The sequence below is a fragment of the Thioalkalivibrio sp. ALJ2 genome (assembly GCF_000378325.1).
Classification (GTDB): Bacteria; Pseudomonadota; Gammaproteobacteria; order Ectothiorhodospirales; family Ectothiorhodospiraceae; genus Thioalkalivibrio.
The window spans coordinates 1-21324 of record NZ_KB899554.1; the positions used below are offsets into that span (position 1 = coordinate 1).

The following is a 21324-nucleotide window of genomic DNA, read 5'->3' on the forward strand; positions in this document are numbered from 1 at the left end:
GCCTCCTTCGAGAATAGCCGAAAGAGACGCGCCCAACCGGGGGGAGGCTCTCCCCGGCGTGGGTGAATGGAATACAGCAGGACCGACTGGCTGGGCCAGCGCACCGCTACCCGGTCCGGGCAGTGCTTTCAGGGACCACGATGCGCTCGTGGCGGGCGGTAAAGCCGTGTGATGACTCTAGTTTTAGCCTTCCCAATAATCGTCTGTCAATTCATGCGGTTCGAGTGGCCGCTCGATCTGGCGCAGCTCCCGCACATCGGCCTCCACCCACGCGTGGTCCCGCTCCCGGTAAAGCAGGCGTTGCATCGGGGCGTCGTCCGGAATATCCAGGACTTCGCAGATCCCGTGTTCCGGGTGCTCCACGGTGGCGCCGGACGCGCAGTGATCGCGGCGCTCGATGGGGAAGCGGATGATCGCCATGGGCTCTCCTGTTGTCTGGCGCAGTCAGTCGAACTGCAGCTGCACCTTGCCTTCCGATAGTTTCGCACCGGCATCAAAGGTTTTGCCAGTCCGCTTGCTCTTGAGACCCTTGAGCTGTACCCGATCCCCCGCGAACAGCGTGAGCGCCTGGGTCTCGGTCAGCTTCTTGCCACTGACCTGCTTCCAGACGATGGCGTTGCACGCCTCGCACTGCCAGGCCTTGGGCGATTCCTTGATGTTGCCCTGCTGGGCGCAGCCGCACTGCCCGACCGGCCCCTGTTTCGGGGCCTTGCCGGGTTTCCCGCCCTGGTCGGGCAGCGTGGTTGTGCAGTCCGGGTAGCGGGTACAGCCCCAAAACGCCCCGGACCCGCCCTTGCGCCGCCGCATGGGGGCCGAGCAGGTCGGACAGGCGTGCTGGGCCTGCGCCTCGACCTGAACCGCATCGGCCCCCTGCTGTTGAACGTGCTGCACCAGCCGCTTGACCCATTCGGCCTGCCGCTGCAGGAACCCATCGATCTCGCCTTCTCCGTTGGCGATCTGGTCCAGAGCCTGTTCCCACAGGGCCGTGGTGGACGGGTCCTTCACCGGATCCGGCAGCGCATCGATCAGCGACCGGGCGGCGGCCGTGGACGTGAGCTTCTTCTTGCGCTCCTCCAGGTAACCGCGATCCATGAGGGTCTGGATGATCCCGGCGCGGGTGGCCTCCGTGCCGATGCCCGTGTTCTCTTTCAGGACGCGCCGCAGCCGCTCGTCCGCGATGGTGCGGGCGATGTTCTTCATGGCGGCCAGCAGCGTGCCCTGGGTAAAGCGCTCCGGCGGGGTGGTTTCCTTGTCGCGGATCTGCGCGCCGGCCAGGGAGACGGGGTCGCCCTTCTGTACGTTGGGAAGCGCCTGGGCGCTTTCGTTGCGCTCCTCGGCCGAGGCGTCCGTCTGGATCAGCACGCGCCAGCCGCTTCGGCGGTTCACTCGCCCCTGCGCACGGAACGTCTCGCCCTCGGCCGCGACTTCCAGCCGTGTCTGGTCGTACTCGTAGGCGGGATAGAACTGCGCGATGAAGCGGCGACGGATCAGGTCGTAGACCGCCTGTTCCCGCGACGACATGGCATGGACATCCGCAGCGGCGGTGGTCGGGATGATGGCGTGGTGCGCCGTGATCTTCGCATCGTTCCAGCAGCGCCCCTGTACGGAAGCATCCGCGCCTTCAACCAGGTGCTCGATGGTCGAGTCGCTCTGCATCAGCGCCTGCAGGACGTCGCGCACCCCGCCGTGCTGGCTGACGGGCAGGTAGCGGCAGTCCGTCCGGGGGTAGGACGTGGCCTTGTGCTTCTCGTACAACGACTGCGCGGTATCGAGGACCTCCTGTGCCCCCATCCCCAGCCGTTTCGACGCCTCCTGTTGCAGTGTCGAGAGATCGTAGGGCAGCGGCGCTTGCTCGCGCTTGCGCTCGGTCTGCGCCAGGGTCACGGTGCCTTGCACCCCCTGTACACGCTGCGCCACAGAGGCGGCCGCCTGTTGACTGGTACAGCGGCCTTCGGCGTCACTCACCCCCTCGGGAGGCACCCATCGGGCCTCCCAGGAGCCGTTCGTATGGCCGCAGCGGACCGATACCTCGTAGTAGGGGACCGGCTTGAACTGTTCGATCGCGCGGTCCCGATCGACCACGAGCTTGAGGGTGGGCGTCTGGACACGCCCCACGGACAGAACGCCGTCATAGCCTCGGGCCCGAGCCGCGAGGGTGTAGGCCCGTGTGAGGTTCATGCCCACAAGCCAGTCGGCACGGGCGCGCGCCACGCCGGCGCGGTACAGGGGATAGGTCTGATTCCCCGGGAGCAGGTTGGCGAGGGCCTTGCGCACGCTGGCCTCGTCCAGGGCGGCGAGCCAGAGGCGCTGGACGGGGCCCCGGTAGCCGCACAGCTCCAGGACCTCACGCGCGATCGTCTCGCCTTCCCGGTCCGCGTCGGTGGCGACGACCACTTCGGAGGCCTGTTTCAGCAGGGACCGGATGCTGGAAAAGTGGCCCTTCACCTTGGGCCGCACGTTCATCTGCCACTGGCCCGGCAGGATGGGCAGCGTCTCCACGCTCCACTGCTTGAGTGACGGGTCGTAGTCTTGGGGCGGGGCCATTTCCAGCAGGTGCCCGAAGCACCAGGTAACCGTCACCCCATCCCCGCGAATACACGCATTTTCCTTGCGCGAAGCGCCCAGAACCCGCGCAATGTCGCGGGCCTGTGAGGGTTTTTCGGCAAGAAACAAGCGCATGGCGGCGCCTATTCGACCGTGGAGCGCACTTTGGCGCGGAAGCGGTCCATGAACTCGTCCGTGGCGGGAAAGCCCTCGACCCGGTCCGTGCCCTCGTAATACTCCACGGCGATGTGACTGCCGTTGCCGTCACGGGAAATATCCATCTGGACCACGCCGGCATAACCGAGGATCTCGCGATAGTCCCGCAGCGAGTAGAAAGAACCTGGATTCTCGCGGAAGTGGTAGGCGTCCGAGGCTTCCAGCCACGGCTGACCGGCGGGATTGGTGCGCTGTTCCAGGGGCAGATACCCGAACTGGCGGCGGATGCGGTTGAAGGCCGTATCGACGTCCGTGGCGGTGGTGACCTCGAAGTTGAGGATCTCGTTCGCGTACTGCTGCTGTCCGGAGGCCTGGCTGTTGGATCCGGCGGTGGAGCTGCTGGAGGTCGTCGGTCGCGTCTCCTCAATCACGATGCAGCCGGACAGGGCCGCGATGGCGGCACCGGCGAGGAGGGTACGGGTGATCGTTCCGAGCATCATGGAGTGTCTCCTTCTTCCTTGGTTGGATCATCGGCGGCTACGCGCGAGGCGATCGTGGGTTCTGGCGGTGGGGGTACGCGGCGAACCGCCGCCCATTGTCCCTGGCGCCAGTCGGCGCTCTCGTCGGCCTCCTTCCCGGCCGCCTGATCGCTGTGCGCCTCGAAGCGAGGTCGTGGAGACCACGCGACCGAGTTCCACCAGTTGGGCTTGATACAAGGGCATGGCTCAGCGAGCCTCGTCCGGGTGCGTCCACTCGCCGCACCACTGGATCGCTTTCGTGAGGGGGAAAGGTCCGTCACTGTCCCCGACCGGCTGCAGGAGCCCCGGGGGGTGACGTCGGCAGGAGCCATCAGCGCTACCCAGCCGATGCCAGTAGACGCAGGCATCGCAGCGGGCGCGGGCCAGCGGGCTCTCAGGCATCGGTCGCTCCATCCCCGTCGTCCCGGCGCCGGAAGGTCACGTCCTCGACCCGAGCCAGATCCAGATCGACGGCGGACGCACGGAGTTCGAGTCGGGATCGTTCCTCGCCCGTCTCCCGGTCACTCCATTTGGACTCGAACAGTTCGCCCTCGACGTGGACCCGGGCGCCCTTGGGCAGCACGCGGGCAGCGGTCTCGGCGCGCGGGCCCCACAGGGCCACGTCCAGCCAGAACCCGCCCTTGTCCTCAAAGCCGCCGTTGCCATCGGGCTTCGGACGATCAAAGAAGATCCGGAGGTTGGTGACGGGGGTGGACTCGCCGCCGCGATCGGCATGACGAAGCGTGGGCGCCGCGCCCAGGTTGCCGCGACCGGAAAAGCTGTTGGACATGGATCTGCACCAGACATGGGTTCGATGTCAGCGTGCGCGGTGCCCGGCATGGAAGCTAGGCGAAATCCAGAAGGGGGTCGGGGTGGTTTTGACCGAAGGATGGGGCCCCGAAGGGTGTAACGGGATTACACCCCCCCCGGGTCTGGCTCAGGGAGCCACTATCGGGATAGCGTTGACGCCGAGGATGAACCGCGCGGATCGCGCGGCGATGGGTTCCGCATTCGGGCCCACTCGATTTTGGCGATCGTGACCAGCTGGAACCGCTGCAGATCATCCAGGCGATACTCGCGAATCTGCTCCAGTGCCTGTGCCGGGCCTGTGACGTGGATGCCGAACTCGGTTCGCGCACGCCAGATCGCCCGCAGCGTCGGCGCGGGTTCCAGTGCCTCGAACAATTCATCCAGCTCGATCAGATCAAGGCCGTTCCAGCCCTCCAACGGCACGATCCGACCCGCCCGGGCCGCTTCCTCCTCGGTCATGCTACCGAGGGATCGCCGCATGGCGCGCGCGGATTTGCGGATGCCCTCCAGGCGTTCGCGCTCGCTGTAATCATCCTGCATGACTGCTGCCTCCGCGCCACTGGTCTTCCAACGCGTTCAGAGCCTCGATCTGTGCCACCAGATCCTTGAGGCGTAGCCGCTCGTAGTTCCTCCTGCGATGTTCAAACGTCAGCATCCGCCCGCGACGCTCGATCTCCAGCCAAGCCAGCCGCGTCCGCTTGGGTACGCCCTCGCGGGAAAGTGCCTCCTGCAGCATGTCCGACGTAAACATCAGCCAGGACTGGCCGATGCCGTCGAATCCACGTAGACGCCACCGGAACACGGACCCACCTTCCCGCCGGGAACGATGGATCGCAGGATGTGCGACCCACGGCCGACGATAGGTGTCCTTAAACTCCTGCACCAGTTCGTCCATCTGGTCATCGATCTGCCGTAGCTCGGATTCGAGCACCTGCATTCGCTGACGCGCCTCGGCGAGTTTCATGTGTCGCTCTCCAATGGCCCCAGCGCCCCCCTTACCCTTAAAGGGCCCTTTAGGGCATAACTACATGGCAGGCCTCCGGCCATAACTACGCCCCGTGCATCTGAGCCAGGCGACCAAACAAGGTCCATCACGTTCCGGTTTCCTGAGCCACGGCCGAGCCGTAGGACTCGGCGCGTTCGCCGGCAGGGGCATCGGATTCGTCGTCCTCCTCGTCATCATAGAGCCCCGGTGGCGGCTCGCTGCGCGCATTCGGCCCCCGAATGTCGGGTGCCACCGGCGCGCGCAAGGTCCCCTCCAGGACTTCCTTCGGCGGCAGACCGAGGTTCTCGATTGCCTGCCGGGCTTTCGCTGTGCCAGCGGCCACATCGTCTCGGGTCACGCCCTGATACTGGAACCCCTGCGGTGCGTTGAACGCACTGCGGACCAGTCGGCCACCCTGATACAGCATCCGCTCGCTCTCGTCGCGGCCCATGAGCCCGACGTGGCGCGCGGTCAGGATGGCGCGTGCGGTCCGGTCAAAGTCGGCGATCAGGTAGGCCCCCATGAAACCGTAGGGGTTCGAGAACTCCAGTGGGACGGTGCAGGGGCTCTGGCTCTGAGCCACATCGATCTCGATACCGGGCATCGACTCCAGGAGACGCTCGGTCTGTTCCCGCAGGGCATTGACCCCTTCCCGGTTGTCCACGAGCGCTTCATAGGTTTGCAGCAGTTTCTGGTCGGCCCACGGATCGTCCAGGGCAGCGGCTCGCCAGATTCGCCGCATTGTGGTCGCGAAACGAACGAGCCCAATGATGGGCGCCTTCTTCTCGCTCGCGCCTCGTCCATGCACGAGTCGCTGCGCCTGGCGCGTCTGGATCTCCATCGCGGCGGACCCGCGCAGGCCTCCGGGTGACGAACTCGCGGTACGCCAGTCCACGATCGGGTCGGCCTCGTTGGGCATGGGTTTCGTGTCGGCCATAGTCGCCTCCTAGTTTCGTGAGTACCGGGGGATCCCGGTCAGCGTGTTCTATCACCGCCCTAGGCTTCCCGGCAGGCCAAATCCCAAATGGCCTGCCAGGGGGCTTCGGGACGGTGCTCGTAAAGATCGGAACCTTCCATAAAGAGTCCGATGGCCGTGAGCGCGGACGCCTGGAGATCCAGATCGAGTCCGCGCAGGTCGGACAGGTCGAGCGGCCATTCCGGCGCGTTGTAGCAGGCGAGCAGCACGCGACGAACCGAGCGCGACTGCCCGCTGCGGCCCAACGCGACGAGCAGCAGCCGATCCAGGGCCTGATTCGGGGCTACTGTGGCAATCCTCGGTACGGACACACCCCTCTGGTCTGGCTCAGGGGGTGGGACAGTGTCCCCCCCCCTCTGGCTCAGCGCTCCCAAACCGCGTCCACGCGCCGCTGGATCTCCTCCTTCACCTCCAGGGGTCGTCGGATCCCGTGCAGCCGGATCTCGCCGGTTTCGCCGCCGCCCGCCGAGGACACCCGCACCTCGCCGATTCCGATCAGGCGATCGATGACCCCTTGTTCCAGGGTCGGGATCCGGGCATTGGCATAGCGCATCGTGCGGCGGTGGCGCGCGATGATCCCGGTCTGCACCGTCACGCGGTCCGGCTCGAGGGTGAATCGGTAGTAGTAGATCGCGAGCACGATGCGGAACGCGGTGAGCACCATCCAGATCCCGAGGACCATCGACAGCGCTGCCTGCACGATGGGCAGCTCGCCGATGCCCGGGATGGTCATGCGCCACTCGGCAATGCTCGCGCCTACTGGATCGGGCAACTGCCCCAGCCAGGCCACGATCTCCGGCGTCCACGCCAATACGGCGAGGAGCAGCACAAACTTGAGCACCGTGGGCCATACGCTGCGCAACGCCGGGCGCAAGGTATAGGTCGGCACCTCGGCGTCCGCGTTGGCGGACTGGTCTCGGGGTGGCTCCCCGTCCGACGCCGGGCGGTGTTCCCGTGCGGCCCGTCGCAGTGACTCGCTTGGTTCCTCGTCATCTGCTGGCCGAGGCGGGGGCTCGGGTGGTGCATCGGGATCGACCCGGGCTACGCCGTAGCCCGCGTGCTGGTCGACCCAATGCACTTCGACCAACTCGTACCGCTGGTCGGTCTCGCGATTCAACGCATCCCGGACTACCCGAGCCCGGCCGTGGCTGAACGGCATGTCGTGTTCATCGAGGATCATGCCCCTGGCTCCGTGGATCGGTGGGTGCTGCGACTGCGGGCCTTCTCCAATCGCTGCACCAGTTCGTTGTTCGCATCGGGCTCGACCGTGACGACCTGGGCCTCGGCTTGCTGGACGCTTGCTTGATCGATCCGGCGTTCGCGCTCCGCCTGCTCGGCCTTGCGGCGCCGTCGTTCGGCCGCGTCCACGGCGTAGCTCGGCAGGAACTCGCCGCTGCGCGCCCGCTTGGCGACGGCACTCAGGTAGCGCAAGGGGTTTCGGATCGGATCCGTCTGAGCGCGATCCCGGATGGCACCGGCGACCTCGTCCAGGACCTGCTGGGCCTGGTCGGCGGACAATCCCTGCAGGCATCGCTCAGCCAGCTTGCGGTGATCGGCACCGAAGCTCTCGGGGTAGTGCAGCTCAGCGACTGCCTCCTCACTGTCGCGCGCGCCCGGTTGTTCCAATACCTCAGAGGTAGGTTTTGTAGTAGTAGGTTTATATAAACTACTACTACCCTCGCGCGCGTGAGCCGAGTTAAGATTCTTAACTCGGTACGAAGTGACTGTTTTTTTTTGAATTTTTTCGGGAGGGCCCACCGAGTTAAGATTCTTTACTTGGTGCTCGGCGACCGAGTAAAGATTCTTTACTTGGCTCTCACCCGAGTTAGCCTCCTTAACTTGGCTGCTTCCGGCGCGACCCCAGGGGCTCGCGGCGGCCCGCACGGCCGGGTCGGGGTTATGGGTGGCGAGGCGGCACTCAAAGCGAGCGCCGGTGTCCACGGGATCCGTAAGGTCGCGGTCGGCATCGAGGCGTTGATGGATCGTGGACAGCACCTGCTGTGCAGTCTCCCGCACCCGTCGATGGCCGTGGTCGGTCAGGCTCTCCAGATAGGTGATGTACTCCGGATCGAGGTACATCGCCTCCGTGACCGATACCGCCTCGTCGTGGATCGCGTAGACGCTCCCCCGGTATCGCCCCTGCGGGTCACGGACGCGATCACACAGCGAGATCCATCGAGTGATGCGCAGCATGGCGATGGCGGCGGCGATGGTGGGCCGGGACCCAAGCCCCGCGCGGCCGAACTCGTCATACGACGGGAATCCGGCGGGGGCCTTGGGATCCGAGTTCGCCTGGATCACCATCCAGGCGAGCTTGTCGGTCGGCCCCAGCTCGTCCGCGAATAGCAGCGCCCGGGGGTGGGAGTCATGCCAGTTCCCGAAATACAGGACTGCGCCTTCCTCCTCGCCGGTGGGGTCCGGCGGTCGATCCCGTAGCTGTCGCGCGGCGTCCTCCAGGTACGCCTTGAGTCCTCGGATGCGGGGGGCGATCTCCGCTGCACTCACGACGAGCCCCCGGCGGAATAGAGGTGGGTCCCGAACTGGTGATGCACCAGGTCCACCACGGGTTGCGTCGTCTTGGCCGGCGGATACGTTGGCGCCCGATCGGTGAGTGTTTGCTGACACTCCGCGACGAGCCGGTAGACCGCAGCGGCCGAGGTTTTCGTGCTTCGCGCTACGTGGAGATAGCGATCCGGATCCGGTAGGGCCTTCGGGGCGACCCGCCATGCGTCCCACATCGCCTGAGCCTGTTCGGGCGTGGGTGACCGCGGCCGACCGGGCTGCGATGGCAGCCCGAGCACTCGCCGACGCCGGGCGACATCCGTCGTCGTCATTCCGAATAGCGCCTCCATCATCCGGGCGTCTGCCTGGTGCCGCAGCAGCTCGTCCTGGACCTGCCGGGACTGGACCTCGCCCCGCGCTCGATCGAGGAGCTGATCGAATCGGTCCGCGTCGATCTGGAGGTCGATGAACAGATGCCCGAGTCGCGAAATCTCGACCAGCTCGTCAAATGTCATGTCGGCGAGGGTCGAGGCTTGGTCGGGTGTGAGCCCCAATACGCTGAGGGCGTTCACGTCGGCTTCCTGCAGCCGGTCCATGGCGAAGCGCAGGACGTGGAGGGTGAGATCCGCTGTGCTGCTCATGGCTCAGCCCTCCCACGGATCGAGATCGTCCGCGTCGGCCTGGCGCTGCAGGTCGCGGCAGGCCTGGACGAGGGCGACGAAGTCGGCGAAATCGCACTCCCGAAGGCACGAGCTGACCATCCAGCCCAGCCCGCGCCAGGGTGGCTCGGCGATGTGCCGCGCGATGACCTCCTCCTCGTCGGCGCGGTGAATGACTGAGGCCAGGCGATGGGTCGGGGCTGTCTGCAGGACGCGGTCCGTGTGCAGGCCGATCTGCGACCAGCTGACCAGCATCCACCAGGTCCAGTGGCGATAGTCGATCTCCACCCCGTTCATCCGGGCCGCCGCCTCCTCGACCGTCTCGCTCGGCAGGTCGATGAAGTAGCCATAGCCGATGTCTACGGGCTGGATCTGATCGGCGTAGTGGTAGCGGGTGGCGATCTGCCGGGCCAGCGTGTAGATCCGATCCCGAAGCTCCGCCACGGTTGGCGCGGGGCCGGGCGCGGGCTCAGTCGGCGCCGTGACCGGTGGGGCGGCAGGAGGCGGATCACCCGCACCGGCCCCATCACCGATCACTGGATCGGTTGCGGCCCCGGAACGTCCGGGGGACGCTCCGGGCGCCCCGTCAGGTGGGGCATCGTGGACCGGCGGTGTCGGTTGGCCCATTGCGCCGAGGGTGCCGTCCGGGGGCGTATTGGTTGACCCCATCGCACCCTCGGAATCCTGCGTCGGCGGCGTATCGAGTTCCATCCGAACGGTGCGCAGATCGAGGGACAGCTCCTCGGCCAGACGTCGCTCCAGCTCCTGCCGCGCGGCGCCGGGGTCCCAATCAGGCGCATCGGTAACGGCGAGCGATTCCTCGAACACCATGTCCACCGCATCCTGGGTGTGCCCATGGGATTCGCCTACGGCATGGGCCGACCGGTGGAGATCACGGAGCTTCTCGATCGCCTGTCCACCAAGACCGCCATGGAGAGCCTGGGGGATGCACGGGAGTAGAGTCTTCGCGGCGTATTCAAATCGACGCAGTAGTTTCAGGGAGGCGGTGTAACCAATGTCCTGCAGTCGCCGTTGCAACTCCTTACGACTCAGACTTTCTCCGGCCTCCTCGAACATTTCGCGGAGACGATTAACCGCGAGGGCGCGATCGATCAGCGTCATGGTGCCGCGCATTTCGTTTTCGATCAGGTGCGCGCCCAGCACATCCTGGTCCGAGGTCCAGGGGTGATAGAGGACATGCACCTGGCGATAGGCCTCGTCGCCGGTCTCCTCATAAAGTTCCTTGAGGATCTGCAGCCGCGTGTTCCCGCCGGCGCGCACCATATAGAAGTCGTCGTCCGGTCGCCGCGTGACTTCGATCGCATTGTTCAGGCGCTTCTGCGCCCGGATGGATGCCTTGATTTCGTCGTACTGCGGATTGCGCTGCCGCCGGGGGTTGCCGTCATACGGTCGGATCCGGTCGATCTCCAGCACCATCTGAGTGACGGTCAGGGGATCCCCGGGCGGCAGCTCCTGCGCCGCCGCATCGCCGAAATGGCCCACGGTCAGGCGGCTGCGCAGCTCCTCCGAACTCAGCTGTTTCTTAGCCATGTTGCACCCCTCCCTCACGGTCGTGGATCAGGTGAGGCAGCAGCTCCTCGGTGAGGCGGCGCATGGTCTCGGCGCCGGACAGGGTGGGGCCTTGCCGGTGGGGCTCCCACCGATGGACGGGCACCTGCTGGGTGGCCGCCTCTCGGTAGGCCACGGCGGAGGGGATGAACGTATCGAGGATGGTGATCTGGCCGCGGCTTTCACCGGTCGCCTCGCGCCGGAGTTCGTCTGCGATCGCGCGGCCGTCTCCGGTTCGGTCTACCCGATAGAGGAGGCCGCGCAGCGGACCGACCGGTGCGCCCATGGCCGCCATCGGTCGCAGCCGATCAAGCATCGACACGGTCCCGCGCGCGAACTCGCGGGCGGAGAGAATCTCGGGGGGAATAGGGGAGAGCAGGAAGTCTGCCGCTAGGACAGCGGCATCCTGCAGGGGGCCGACAGCCCCCTGGGTATCCAGCAGGACGACGTCATAGAGATCGTCGTAATCCGCGAGGATGTGCTTGAGCCGCACTCGGCCGTCCGGCGTGTGGAGGATCCATTGCTGCAGCCGACCCTGGGGGTCATTGGACAGCACAATGTCGAGTGCCCCGTCGCGCTCGCCATCGAGCGGAATGTCGATCGGAGTCACCGTGCCGTCGGTGTCGCCGTTGGTAATGAGTTCGGTGAGCCCCCCGGCGGCGATCAGGGCCGGGTCCACCGGAAAGTAGCTGGACAGGGTGGGCTGAATGTCGGCGTCGATCAGCAGGACCTTGTAGCCGAGGTCCGCGAGGTAGGCGCCGAGGTTGGCCGTGACGGTGGTTTTACCGACACCGCCCTTGGTGCTGGTCGTCGTGATTCGGACTGTCATGGTGATGCCCCTTGGTACTGGTGTGTTGACCAGTCCTGTCGGGCCACCTGACGAGTAGTCCTCTACATTGTTGGTTCAAGCTGGGCGTCGGCAATCGATTCGTAATCGATAGGTCGCAGGTTCGACTCCTGCCGTCGGCACCATTTCCCCCTCCCTGCTCCCTCTTGCGCCTGTTCGCAGAACGGCTCAGGAGCCTTTTGGCTTGCCGCCCCCGCTGCGATGGCGGTGCCCGCCGCCGCCCGACGGTTTACCCGATCCGCGCGCACCGCCACGTCCACCGCCGCCGCGCCGGTCGTCGCGCGGCTTGCGCGGGCGCGGCTTGGGGCGCACCGGGTCGCTGAACAGGGCTGCGGGGTCCACGGTCTCCGTGGGGATCCGTTCGCCGAGATAGGACTCGATGTCCGGCAGGTAGAACGCGGAGTCCTCGCAGCCGAAGCTGATGGCGTCGCCCTCGGCCCCGGCGCGTGCCGTGCGCCCGATGCGGTGCACGTAGTCCTCGCCCGACTGCGGCAGATCGAAGTTGAACACGTGGGTCACGGCCGGGATGTGCAGTCCGCGCGCCGCGACATCGGTCGCCACCAGAAAGGCGTACTCGCCTGCGGTGAAGCGCTCCAGCAGGCTCGAGCGCTTGTTCTGCGGCACATCACCCGAGAGCAGCGCGGCCTTCTGCCCGTTCACGTTCAGCCAGTCGCAGACCTTCTCTGCCCCGTGCTTGGTGTTCACGAACACGATGGCCCGCTCCGGCTTGAGATCGCGCGCCAGCCCCAGCAGCAGCGGGATTTTTTCCTCGTTCGCCGGGTAGTAGATCACCTGGCGCACGCGATCCGCGGTCAGGGTCTCGGCCTCGACCTGGACCTTTTCCGGGTTGCTCATGTGCTCGTAGGCCAGCTCCATCACGCGCAGCGACAGCGTGGCCGAGAACAGCATGGACAGCCGCTCGCTGGCCGGCGCGCAGCGACGCATCAGGAAACGCACGTCCTTGATGAAACCGAGATCGAACATGCGATCGGCCTCGTCCAGCACCACCACCTCGGTGTGCCCGAGCCCGAACACCTTCTGCTTGAAGTAGTCGATGATCCGGCCCGGCGTACCAATCAGGATGTCGACCCCGGCCTCCAGCTGCTCGCGCTGGCTGTCGTAACCGGTACCACCATAGGCCAGCGCCAGCTTGAGCCCGGTTTCGCGCCCCAGCATCTCGGCATCCTTGTGGATCTGGATGGCGAGTTCACGCGTCGGGGCGACGATCAGGGCGCGCACATCGGTCGCCCGGCGATCGGGCGCGGGCGCCTGGCGCAGCAGACGGTTGAAGGTGGCGATCAGAAAGGCCGCGGTCTTGCCCGTACCGGTCTGCGCCTGCCCGGCGACATCCCGCCCGGCCAGCGCAATGGGCAGGGTCAGCGCCTGGATCGGCGTGCAGGTCTCGAAACCGGTGGCGCGGATGCCCGCCTGTACGGCCTCGGGCAGATCGAGCTGGTCGAAGCGGGGCGTTTCCTGCGCGGGATCGGTCATGTGAATCCTCTATTACTTGAACTGTCTGGCGATCATCGTCGATAGTAAGAGCCGTGCAGCCGGCGTTGCGGGCTGTTCCCCCAACCCAAGTGATGAGGGCTCGGAGTGAGCGACAAAATTGTGTACACGTCAGACGCCGGTTTCGACGAAGACGTCCTGAAGGCGGATCAGCCAGTCCTGGTGGACTACTGGGCCGAGTGGTGCGGGCCCTGCAAGATGATCGCCCCCATTCTGGATGAAATCGCCGAAGAATACGCCGGCAAGGTCAAAGTCGCCAAGCTGAACATCGACGAGAACCCGTCCACGCCGCCGAAGTACGGCATTCGCGGGATCCCGACGCTGATGCTGTTCAAGAATGGCGATGTCGAAGCCACCAAGGTCGGCGCATTGTCCAAGTCGCAGCTGACCGCTTTCCTGGACCAGCACCTCTGATCCGGCATACCCCGGGGTCGCATGCGGCCCCGGGGTTGCAGTACCAAAAAAACGACGCCACCAGGCCTTGCCCCAAGCGGGCGCGTCGCTTACCATCGGTTCAGTTCAGGCGGTCGCCAGACCGCAACCTGCCCCCGATACTCAATCCAAGGCAAGCCGAGCGGCCATCCCCGGTCGCCGATCATCCACGTTGAACACAGCACCCCACGAATGAACCTGACCGAACTGAAGCGGATGTCCGCTGCCGATCTCGTCGCCTTTGCAGAAGAAAAAGGCATCGACAACATGTCCCGCGCCCGCAAGCAGGAGATCATCTTTGCCCTGCTGAAGGCCCATGCCAAAAGCGGTGAAGCCATCTACGGTGACGGAGTCCTGGAGATCCTCTCCGACGGCTTCGGATTCCTGCGCAGCGCCGACAGCTCCTATCAGGCCGGGCCGGACGACGTGTACGTCTCCCCCAGCCAGATTCGACGCTTCGGGCTGCGTACCGGCGACACCATCGCCGGCAAGATCCGCCCGCCCAAGGACAACGAGCGCTACTTCGCGCTGCTGAAGGTCTCGGAGATCAACTTCGAACCACCGGAGAATGCCCGGCACAAGGTGCTGTTCGAGAACCTCACGCCGCTGCACCCCTCCAAGCGCATGCGCATGGAGCGCGGCAACGGCTCCACCGAGGACATCACCGCCCGCGTCATCGACATCGTGGCGCCGTTCGGCAAGGGCCAGCGTGGCCTGATCGTCTCCCCGCCCAAGGCGGGCAAGACGCTGATGCTGCAGAACATCGCCCAGAGCATCGCGACCAACTACCCCGAGTGCTACCTGATCGTGCTGCTGATCGACGAGCGCCCGGAGGAAGTCACCGAGATGGACCGCATGGTCCAGGGCGAAGTGGTCTCGTCGACCTTCGACGAACCGGCCCAGCGCCATGTGCAGGTCGCCGAGATGGTGATCGAGAAGGCCAAGCGCCTGGTCGAGCACAAGCGCGACGTGGTGATCCTGCTGGACTCCATTACCCGCCTGGCGCGCGCCTACAACACCGTCGCCCCCAGCTCCGGCAAGGTGCTGACCGGCGGCGTGGACGCCAACGCCCTGCACCGTCCGAAGCGCTTCTTCGGTGCCGCGCGCAACGTGGAGGAAGGCGGCAGCCTGACCATCCTCGCCACCGCGCTGGTCGAGACCGGCTCGAAGATGGACGAGGTGATCTACGAGGAGTTCAAGGGCACCGGCAACATGGAAGTGCACCTGGAGCGCCGCATCGCCGAGAAGCGCATCTACCCGGCGATCAACGTGAACCGCTCCGGCACCCGCCGCGAAGAACTACTGACCGCGCCGGACGAGCTGCAAAAGCTCTGGATCCTGCGCAAGTTCCTGCACGGGATGGACGACATCGAGGCGATGGAATTCCTGCTCGGTCGCATGCAGTCCTCGAAGACCAACTCCGAGTTCTTCGACCAGATGAAGCGCAGCTGACGCGAAGCGGGCCCCGCGCCCGCCTCCCGTCATCGCGAGCGCCAGCGCAGCGATCTCCAGGGGCGGGCCAGGCGCTCGCCGTGCAAGGACGGCGTATCAGCCGGGCACCGGCTCGAAGCTGACCAGGCGGTCCAGCCGCCACCACTGCCGCCGACCCTCGGCGTCACGCAGGATCAGATACTCGGCCCCGCGCCGCGTGCGCAGATCCAGCGGCCGCACCACCGCAATCCGATCCATTTCGCCCCGGCGCCAGTGGGTGCGCAGGTGTTGCCCGCGCAGGATCGCCAGTTCCAGTTCGGAGTAGCGCTCGCAGGCAATCGGCGTGTACGGCGGGGTCACACTCATCCCCCCTCCCGAATGGCCTCCACCTGCGGGATCTCGGCGTCCGGGGACTCGACGCGCCGAAACACGATGGGGGCGCAGCACACGGCGCAGTCCTCGATCCATTCCTGGTCCGCACTGACCATGTCCACCGTCGTCTCGCCCGGTTCGCCACACCAGGGGCAGGTAAAGCCGACAAACTCCACCGGTCGCATCACCGCACCTCCTCCGGGCCCGCTATGACCCGGGCCCCGGCTGTCACACCCGCCATGTCTTCCGGCAAAAACCGCTCCAGAATGTCATTGAGAAAGGCCAGGCCACGTTCGGTCGGCTGCAGGCGCTGCGGATCGGACACCAGCAGACCCTCTGCCCGTAGCGTGCCCAGCGCCGGTTCCAGCGTAGTCAGGTCCAGGCCGCAGCGCTCCTCGAAGCAATGCGCGGGCACTCCTTCCACCAGACGCAACGCGTTGAGCATGAACTCGAACGGCAGCTCGGCCTCGGGGACCGCCTGGTCGCGGTGCTGGTCGGGCGTCTCCAGGTAGGCCGCGGGCTGGCGCGGCTTGGTCCGCCGCAACACCCGCCCCTGGGACGGCAGTGTCAGCTTGCCATGGGCCCCGGCCCCGATGCCGAGGTAGTCGCCGAACGTCCAGTAGTTGCGGTTGTGCCGGCATTCCCGCCCCCTCGTGGCGTACGCGGAAACCTCGTATCGAGTATAGCCAGCCGCAGCCAGCACACATTGTCCTTGTGTGAACAATTCCTCGATCGTGGAATCCGGTGGCAATACCGGGGGCCGGGCTGCGAAATAGGTGTTGGGCTCCAGGGTCAGCTGATACCAGGAGATGTGCTCGGGTCCCTGATCGATCGCGGCCTGGAGATCCGCCAGCCCAGCCTCGACAGACTGCTGCGGCAGGCCGAACATCAGATCCAGGTTGATGTTGTCGAACCCGGCGCCGCGGGCATGCTCGACCGCGGCATGGGCCTCGGCCCCGCCGTGGATGCGCCCCAGTCGCTCGAGCATGGCGTCGTCGAAGCTCTGGATACCCAGCGACAGCCGGTTGACCCCGGCCTCGCGGTAGCCATGGAAGTATGCGCGATCTGCGGTTCCGGGGTTGGCCTCCAGCGTAATCTCGGCATCCGGGCGCAGGGGCAGCCGCGCACGCAGACCGGAGAGCAGGTCCGCCATTGCCTCGGGCGGGAACAGACTGGGGGTCCCGCCGCCGATGAACACGCTGTCCACGCGCCGCCCCCAGACATCCGGGAGCTGCGACTCGAGGTCGCGCATCAGCGCCTCGACATACGCGTCGAACGGGGCCTCGCCCCGCGGCTCGTGGGAGTTGAAGTCGCAGTACGGGCACTTGCGCACGCACCAGGGCAGGTGCACATACAAAGCCAGGGGCAACGGGGTGGCGAATACGCTCATCCCGCGAGCATAGGCGCCGGCTCAGTGATCGGCACGTTCCCGCAGTTGTGCCACCAGTTTGGCCAGGGCCTGGCCGCGATGGCTCAGGCGATTCTTGGCCTCCGGGGGCAGTTCGGCCGAGGTGCAGCCCTCCTCGGGCACAAAGAACAGCGGGTCGTAGCCGAAGCCGTTGGCACCGCTGGGCTGCTCGACGATGCGGCCCGGCCAGACCCCTTCGGCGATCAGCGGCGAAGGATCCTCGGCATGTTCCAGAAACACGACGACTGCGCGAAACCGCGCGGCTCGCTGGGCCTCGGGGACACCCGCCAGCGCCTCCAGCAGCTTGGCGTTGTTCGCGGCATCGTCCGCCTCCGGCCCCGCATAACGCGCGGAGTAGATGCCCGGCTGGCCGCGCAGGGCGTCGACCTCCAGGCCCGAGTCATCGGCGATCGCGGGCAGGCCGGTATGCTGCGCGGCGTTGCGCGCCTTGAGGATCGCGTTCTCGACAAAGGTCAGCCCGGTCTCGTCGGCCTCGGGCACCGCGTGCTCCGACTGCGGCTCGATCGCCAGCCCCAGCGGCTCCAGCAGGGCCCGGATCTCGCGCAGCTTGCCGGGGTTGCCGGTGGCGAGGACGACGCGACGGGATGGGTCCATGGCTCAGCCCCAGGGAGACACTGACTGATGGACACGTTCGCGCTCGAGTCGATTTTGCGTGCTGACAAGGCGTGGTGAGCGACGTGTAGCCGAGCTACATAAGCGAGCCGCAACGCAGTCAGCGGGCAAAATCGGCCGAGCCCCGTCCGTCAAGAATTTGTGGGGTTGGCACCCCATGTTCCCCGATCCTGCGTTGCGCCGCTTGCCGGTAGCACCACTACCGACTGCGCGCCGCGCCTGGTCTCGGGAAACATGGGGCGCCAACGCGAACGTGTCCATCAATCAGTGTCTCCCTTGGCCAGCGCCGCCCGCTGGGCCTCGACGATCTGCTGGATGCCCTTCTCGCCCAGATCCAGCATCTGGTTCAGCTCGTCGCGGCGGAAGGCATGGCCCTCGGCCGTCCCCTGGATCTCGATCACGCCGCCGGCCTCGTTCATCACCAGGTTCAGGTCGGTCTCGGCCTGGGAGTCCTCGTCGTAATCCAGGTCGAGGACCGGCGCACCGTTGAAGATGCCCACCGAGATCGCCGCCAGGTGCCCGTGCAGCGGGTCCTTGCGGATCATGCCCTGCTCGCGCGCCTTGCGGATCGCGTCGCGCAGGGCGACATAGGCACCGCTGATCGAGGCGGTACGGGTCCCGCCGTCAGCCTGGATGACATCGCAGTCGACGATGATCTGGCGCTCGCCCAGGGCCTCCAGGTCAACCACGGCGCGCAGGGAGCGGCCGATCAGACGCTGGATCTCCATGGTGCGTCCGCCCAGCTTGCCGCGCGCGGCCTCGCGCGCCATGCGGTCGTGCGTCGAGCGTGGCAGCATGCTGTACTCCGCCGTCACCCAGCCGCGACCCTTGTTCTTCAGCCACGGCGGCACGCGCGACTCGATGGTCGCGTTGCACAGCACCCGGGTGTCGCCGAACTCCACCAGCACGGAACCCTCCGCATGCCGGGTGAAATGGCGGGTAAAACGCACCGGGCGCATCTCGTCGGCTTGTCGGCCACTGGGTCGCATGCTTGATCCTTGCTAGATTGGAGTGGCGCGCAGTATACGGGAGACGGGAGAGGCTCTCACATGAGCGCGCCCGCGGCGGATCTGGGGCAAAGGCGGCCGAAGACGCCAGCAAATCACACGCGCACCGGGCTGTTACCACGCGCAGGGCTATCAACAGGGGACCTTATGATCGCGAGCATGACCGGCTTCGCCCGGCAGCCGATGACGCTGGACCAGGGCGTTTACGACTGGGAACTGAAGAGCGTCAACCATCGCTATCTCGAGTTGCGCATCCACCTGCCGGAGGCCCTGCGGGCGCTGGAGCCCGAGGTGCGCAATCGCCTCAAGAAACGGCTGAGTCGGGGCAAGGTCGATGTGGTGCTGCGCGATCGCGGCCAGTCGGGCGGCTCGCCCACCGCATTCGACGTGGACCGCGTGCAGTCGCTGATCGAGGCGACCGAATCCGTCGCCGACATGATGAAACACGATGCCAGCGTGTCGCCGCTGGATATCCTCGCCTGGCCCGGGGTGCTGGAGGGGGCGAAAATCGACGCCGACCGCCTCGCCGGCCCCATTCTTGCCGAGCTCGACAGCGCGATCGACGCCCTGGTGGCGATGCGCGAGGCCGAGGGCCAGGAACTGGTCAACGGCCTGCGCGATCGCCTGGAGGCCCTGGCCGAGCATGTCGTGCTCATCCGCGAGCGGCGCGAGCCGATGCTGGCTGAACAGCGCGAACGCACCCTGAGCCGCATCAACGAGCTGGACCTGAGCCTGGACCCGAAGCGGCTGGAGCAGGAGGTGGCGCTGCTGGCACAACGCCTGGATATCGCCGAGGAGCTGGATCGCATCGACGGCCACGTGAAGGCGGTGCGCGAGATCCTGGACAAGGACGGCCCCAGCGGGCGGCGCCTCGATTTCCTGATGCAGGAGTTCAACCGCGAGACGAATACCCTCGCCTCCAAGTCGCATGACCTGGAGATCACCCGCGCAACCGTCGAGATGAAGGTCCTGATCGAGCAGATGCGCGAGCAGGTACAGAACCTCGAATAATCGGTGTTTCCTTAATGCATCGCTACCGCGTGCACCTGTCCATCTCGCGCCACGAGATGGAGGACTACTACACCGGGCGCGCGGCGGTCGTCTACGCCGAGTCGGAAGGCGGCATCAGCGTGCAGTTTCCCGCCCGGCTGCTGCGTCAGCACCTCGACCAGCGCGGCGTCTATGGCGTGTTCGAGCTGGTCACCGACGACCAGCATCGCCTGCTGGATTTCCGCCGCCTCACACGGCCCTGACAGCGCGCCGCAGCCCCCTTTCCCACCCCTTGAAATTTCCCCGGCGGCCCCTATCTCCATGGGTGAGTCAGAGTTGACACCCGGAAGAGGAGGGTAAAGCCATGACAATGATGCGTTACGAACCGTGGAGCCTGCTGGGTCAGCTGTCGCGCGAACTCGGCCGCATGCCGGATATGCCCGGCACGGACGACTCCGCCGCGACGTCCGACTGGGCGCCTGCCGTGGATATCCTCGAAGAGACCGATGCCTACGTGCTGCACGCCGACATCCCCGGCGTCGACCCGAAGGACATCGAACTCCACATGGAGAACGGCGTGCTGACCCTGCGCGGCGAGCGCAAGCACGAAAGCGAAGAGGAAAAGAACGGCTACAAGCGGATCGAGCGGGTGCGCGGCACCTTCTTCCGCCGCTTCTCGCTGCCGGACACCGCGGATGCCGAAAACATCTCCGCGCGCTCCGAAAACGGGGTGCTGGAGGTTCGTATTCCGAAACAGGCACGCGTACAGCCACGCCGGATCGAGATCACGGGCTGATCCGGCACCAACCCTGCCGGCAGCCGTTACGGCTGCCGGAATTCGGGCGCTGCCGGCGCAAGCGGGCGGCGCCTCGTTTTTTGATGGCGGCAACAGGATCATCGCCACCCGTTTCATGAAGCCGATGCACGGGTGACAGCCGAATCCCGGCTATCATGGGAAAGATCGGATACGGGCCGACAACCACCAAGGGATCCGGGTGTCCCCCGGGGATCGGACAGAGGCAACTCTGGGAGTGCAATGGAATACAAGGACTACTACAAGATCCTCGGCGTCAGCCGCGACGCCAGCCAGGACGCCATCAAGAAGGCGTACCGCAAGCTGGCGCGCAAGTATCACCCGGACGTCAGCAAGGCCCCGGATGCCGAGACCCGAATCAAGGAGGTCAACGAGGCCTACGAGGCCCTGGGCGACCCGGAAAAGCGCAAGGCCTACGACCAGCTCGGCTCCAACTGGCGCCAGGGGCAGGACTTTCGTCCGCCGCCTGGATGGGACGGCTGGGCCCAGCACCGTGGCGCGGGCGCCGGAGGCGGAGCCGATTTCGGCGGCTTTTCCGACTTCTTCGAGTCCATCTTCGGTGGTGCCGGGATGGGCGGCGCGGGCCGTCGCCGCGGTACGGGCGGCTTCAACATGCGTGGTGCCGACCGCGAGGGTAAGGTCGAGATCACGCTCGATCAGGCACTCAAGGGCACGGAGATCTCGGTCAACGATGCCGACGGGCGTGTGCAACGTGTGCGCATCCCGGCCGGGGCCAAGGACGGCTCGCGCCTGCGCGTGCGCGGCCAGGGCGACCCGGGCGTGGGCACCGGCGGCTCTGGCGATCTGCTGCTGGAGATTCGCATCAAGCCCGACAGCCGCTACCGCGTCGAGGGCCGCAACCTCTCCCGCGACATCCCAATCACCCCCTGGGAGGCCGCACTGGGCGCCACCATCGAGGTCCCCACGCCGCACGGCTGGGTCAACCTGAAGATCCCGGCGGGTTCGCAGTCCGGCAAGCAGATGCGTCTGAAGGGCAAGGGCCTGCCGGGCAAACCGCCCGGCGACCTGTACCTGAAGCTGATGATCCAGGCCCCGCCCGAGGACGAGGCCGGCGACTGGTACCGCAAGATGGCGGAACAGTCCTCGTTTGCCCCGCGCGCAGGGCTGACACCGTAGTTCACGGACACGTAGTGCACGGACA

The 21324-nt window shown here is 66.3% G+C and carries 25 protein-coding genes; 6 read left to right on the top strand and 19 right to left on the bottom strand.

The window, feature by feature from the left end; all coding sequences use genetic code 11:
- Positions 1–183 precede the first annotated feature (183 nt).
- From F468_RS0100005 to F468_RS0100070, 14 genes are all read right to left on the bottom strand, one after another.
- Complete coding sequence (locus tag F468_RS0100005; RefSeq protein ID WP_018994352.1) at positions 184–420, bottom strand: hypothetical protein; 237 nt, start codon at positions 418–420, stop codon at positions 184–186.
- A 24-nt stretch (positions 421–444) separates the two neighbouring features.
- Positions 445–2679, bottom strand: a complete 2235-nt coding sequence (locus tag F468_RS0100010) for a DNA topoisomerase III (protein ID WP_018994353.1) — start codon at positions 2677–2679, stop codon at positions 445–447.
- Positions 2680–2687: 8 nt separating this feature from the next.
- Positions 2688–3200 (bottom strand): hypothetical protein, encoded by a 513-nt coding sequence (locus tag F468_RS0100015; protein ID WP_018994354.1) that lies wholly within the window; start codon positions 3198–3200, stop codon positions 2688–2690.
- 412 nt (positions 3201–3612) lie between these two features.
- Complete coding sequence (ssb, locus tag F468_RS0100020; protein ID WP_018994355.1) at positions 3613–4008, bottom strand: single-stranded DNA-binding protein; 396 nt, start codon at positions 4006–4008, stop codon at positions 3613–3615.
- A gap of 158 nt (positions 4009–4166) precedes the next feature.
- Positions 4167–4568, bottom strand: a complete 402-nt coding sequence (locus F468_RS0100025; RefSeq protein WP_018994356.1) for a hypothetical protein — start codon at positions 4566–4568, stop codon at positions 4167–4169.
- Positions 4558–4965, bottom strand: coding sequence for a hypothetical protein (locus tag F468_RS0100030; RefSeq protein ID WP_026296469.1), 408 nt, complete (start codon positions 4963–4965; stop codon positions 4558–4560). Before F468_RS0100030 ends, F468_RS0100025 begins: the two co-directional genes overlap by 11 nt.
- A 154-nt stretch (positions 4966–5119) precedes the next feature.
- A complete protein-coding gene (locus F468_RS0100035; protein WP_018994358.1) occupies positions 5120–5950 on the bottom strand; it encodes a PFL_4669 family integrating conjugative element protein in 831 nt (276 codons plus the stop codon).
- A gap of 59 nt (positions 5951–6009) precedes the next feature.
- Positions 6010–6300 carry a hypothetical protein gene (locus tag F468_RS0100040; RefSeq protein WP_026296470.1) on the bottom strand — a complete coding sequence of 97 codons (291 nt, stop codon included), beginning with the start codon at positions 6298–6300 and terminating at the stop codon, positions 6010–6012.
- Between the two features lie 50 nt (positions 6301–6350).
- Entirely contained in the window at positions 6351–7169 is an 819-nt protein-coding gene (locus tag F468_RS0100045; RefSeq protein WP_018994360.1) for a PH domain-containing protein, read from the bottom strand.
- Positions 7166–8494, bottom strand: coding sequence for an STY4528 family pathogenicity island replication protein (locus F468_RS0100050; RefSeq protein WP_018994361.1), 1329 nt, complete (start codon positions 8492–8494; stop codon positions 7166–7168). The genes F468_RS0100045 and F468_RS0100050 overlap by 4 nt, the downstream gene beginning before the upstream one ends.
- Positions 8491–9132 carry an STY4526/YPO1902 family pathogenicity island replication protein gene (locus tag F468_RS0100055; RefSeq protein ID WP_018994362.1) on the bottom strand — a complete coding sequence of 214 codons (642 nt, stop codon included), beginning with the start codon at positions 9130–9132 and terminating at the stop codon, positions 8491–8493. The genes F468_RS0100050 and F468_RS0100055 overlap by 4 nt, the downstream gene beginning before the upstream one ends.
- 3 nt (positions 9133–9135) lie before the next feature.
- A complete protein-coding gene (locus F468_RS0100060) occupies positions 9136–10701 on the bottom strand; it encodes a ParB family protein (protein ID WP_018994363.1) in 1566 nt (521 codons plus the stop codon).
- The gene (locus F468_RS0100065; protein ID WP_018994364.1) at positions 10694–11548 is read right to left on the bottom strand and encodes a ParA family protein; all 855 of its coding nucleotides are present in this window, start codon (positions 11546–11548) and stop codon (positions 10694–10696) included. Before F468_RS0100065 ends, F468_RS0100060 begins: the two co-directional genes overlap by 8 nt.
- Before the next feature lie 186 nt (positions 11549–11734).
- Positions 11735–13057 carry a DEAD/DEAH box helicase gene (locus F468_RS0100070; protein ID WP_018994365.1) on the bottom strand — a complete coding sequence of 441 codons (1323 nt, stop codon included), beginning with the start codon at positions 13055–13057 and terminating at the stop codon, positions 11735–11737.
- A gap of 105 nt (positions 13058–13162) precedes the next feature.
- Between F468_RS0100070 and trxA the strand changes: the two genes are divergently transcribed.
- Positions 13163–13489 carry a thioredoxin TrxA gene (gene trxA / locus F468_RS0100075; protein ID WP_012983830.1) on the top strand — a complete coding sequence of 109 codons (327 nt, stop codon included), beginning with the start codon at positions 13163–13165 and terminating at the stop codon, positions 13487–13489.
- Between the two features lie 210 nt (positions 13490–13699).
- On the top strand, positions 13700–14959 hold the full coding sequence (gene rho / locus F468_RS0100080; RefSeq protein WP_012983831.1) for a transcription termination factor Rho: 1260 nt from the start codon (positions 13700–13702) through the stop codon (positions 14957–14959).
- 96 nt (positions 14960–15055) lie between these two features.
- Here the strand turns inward: rho and F468_RS0100085 are convergent, their stop codons facing one another.
- The 5 genes from F468_RS0100085 to rph form a co-directional block, all read right to left on the bottom strand.
- Positions 15056–15304 (bottom strand): transcriptional antiterminator, Rof, encoded by a 249-nt coding sequence (locus F468_RS0100085; RefSeq protein WP_018174972.1) that lies wholly within the window; start codon positions 15302–15304, stop codon positions 15056–15058.
- Positions 15301–15495, bottom strand: coding sequence for a CPXCG motif-containing cysteine-rich protein (locus F468_RS0100090; RefSeq protein ID WP_018174973.1), 195 nt, complete (start codon positions 15493–15495; stop codon positions 15301–15303). The genes F468_RS0100085 and F468_RS0100090 overlap by 4 nt, the downstream gene beginning before the upstream one ends.
- The gene (hemW, locus tag F468_RS0100095; protein WP_018994366.1) at positions 15495–16700 is read right to left on the bottom strand and encodes a radical SAM family heme chaperone HemW; all 1206 of its coding nucleotides are present in this window, start codon (positions 16698–16700) and stop codon (positions 15495–15497) included. Before hemW ends, F468_RS0100090 begins: the two co-directional genes overlap by 1 nt.
- 21 nt (positions 16701–16721) lie before the next feature.
- The gene (gene rdgB, locus F468_RS0100100) at positions 16722–17333 is read right to left on the bottom strand and encodes an RdgB/HAM1 family non-canonical purine NTP pyrophosphatase (RefSeq protein ID WP_018649114.1); all 612 of its coding nucleotides are present in this window, start codon (positions 17331–17333) and stop codon (positions 16722–16724) included.
- 278 nt (positions 17334–17611) lie between these two features.
- Entirely contained in the window at positions 17612–18340 is a 729-nt protein-coding gene (gene rph, locus F468_RS0100105; protein WP_012983836.1) for a ribonuclease PH, read from the bottom strand.
- A gap of 165 nt (positions 18341–18505) precedes the next feature.
- Here rph and F468_RS0100110 point away from each other — a divergent pair, with 165 nt between their 5' ends.
- The 4 genes from F468_RS0100110 to F468_RS0100125 all read left to right on the top strand — a co-directional run bounded on the left by F468_RS0100110 (position 18506) and on the right by F468_RS0100125 (position 21299).
- Positions 18506–19369, top strand: coding sequence for a YicC/YloC family endoribonuclease (locus tag F468_RS0100110; RefSeq protein ID WP_018994367.1), 864 nt, complete (start codon positions 18506–18508; stop codon positions 19367–19369).
- Positions 19370–19383: 14 nt separating this feature from the next.
- Positions 19384–19611, top strand: coding sequence for a DUF2835 family protein (locus F468_RS0100115; RefSeq protein WP_012983838.1), 228 nt, complete (start codon positions 19384–19386; stop codon positions 19609–19611).
- Positions 19612–19712: 101 nt separating this feature from the next.
- A complete protein-coding gene (locus tag F468_RS0100120) occupies positions 19713–20144 on the top strand; it encodes an Hsp20/alpha crystallin family protein (protein WP_026296471.1) in 432 nt (143 codons plus the stop codon).
- A gap of 240 nt (positions 20145–20384) precedes the next feature.
- On the top strand, positions 20385–21299 hold the full coding sequence (locus F468_RS0100125) for a DnaJ C-terminal domain-containing protein (RefSeq protein ID WP_018994369.1): 915 nt from the start codon (positions 20385–20387) through the stop codon (positions 21297–21299).
- Positions 21300–21324: the final 25 nt, after the last annotated feature.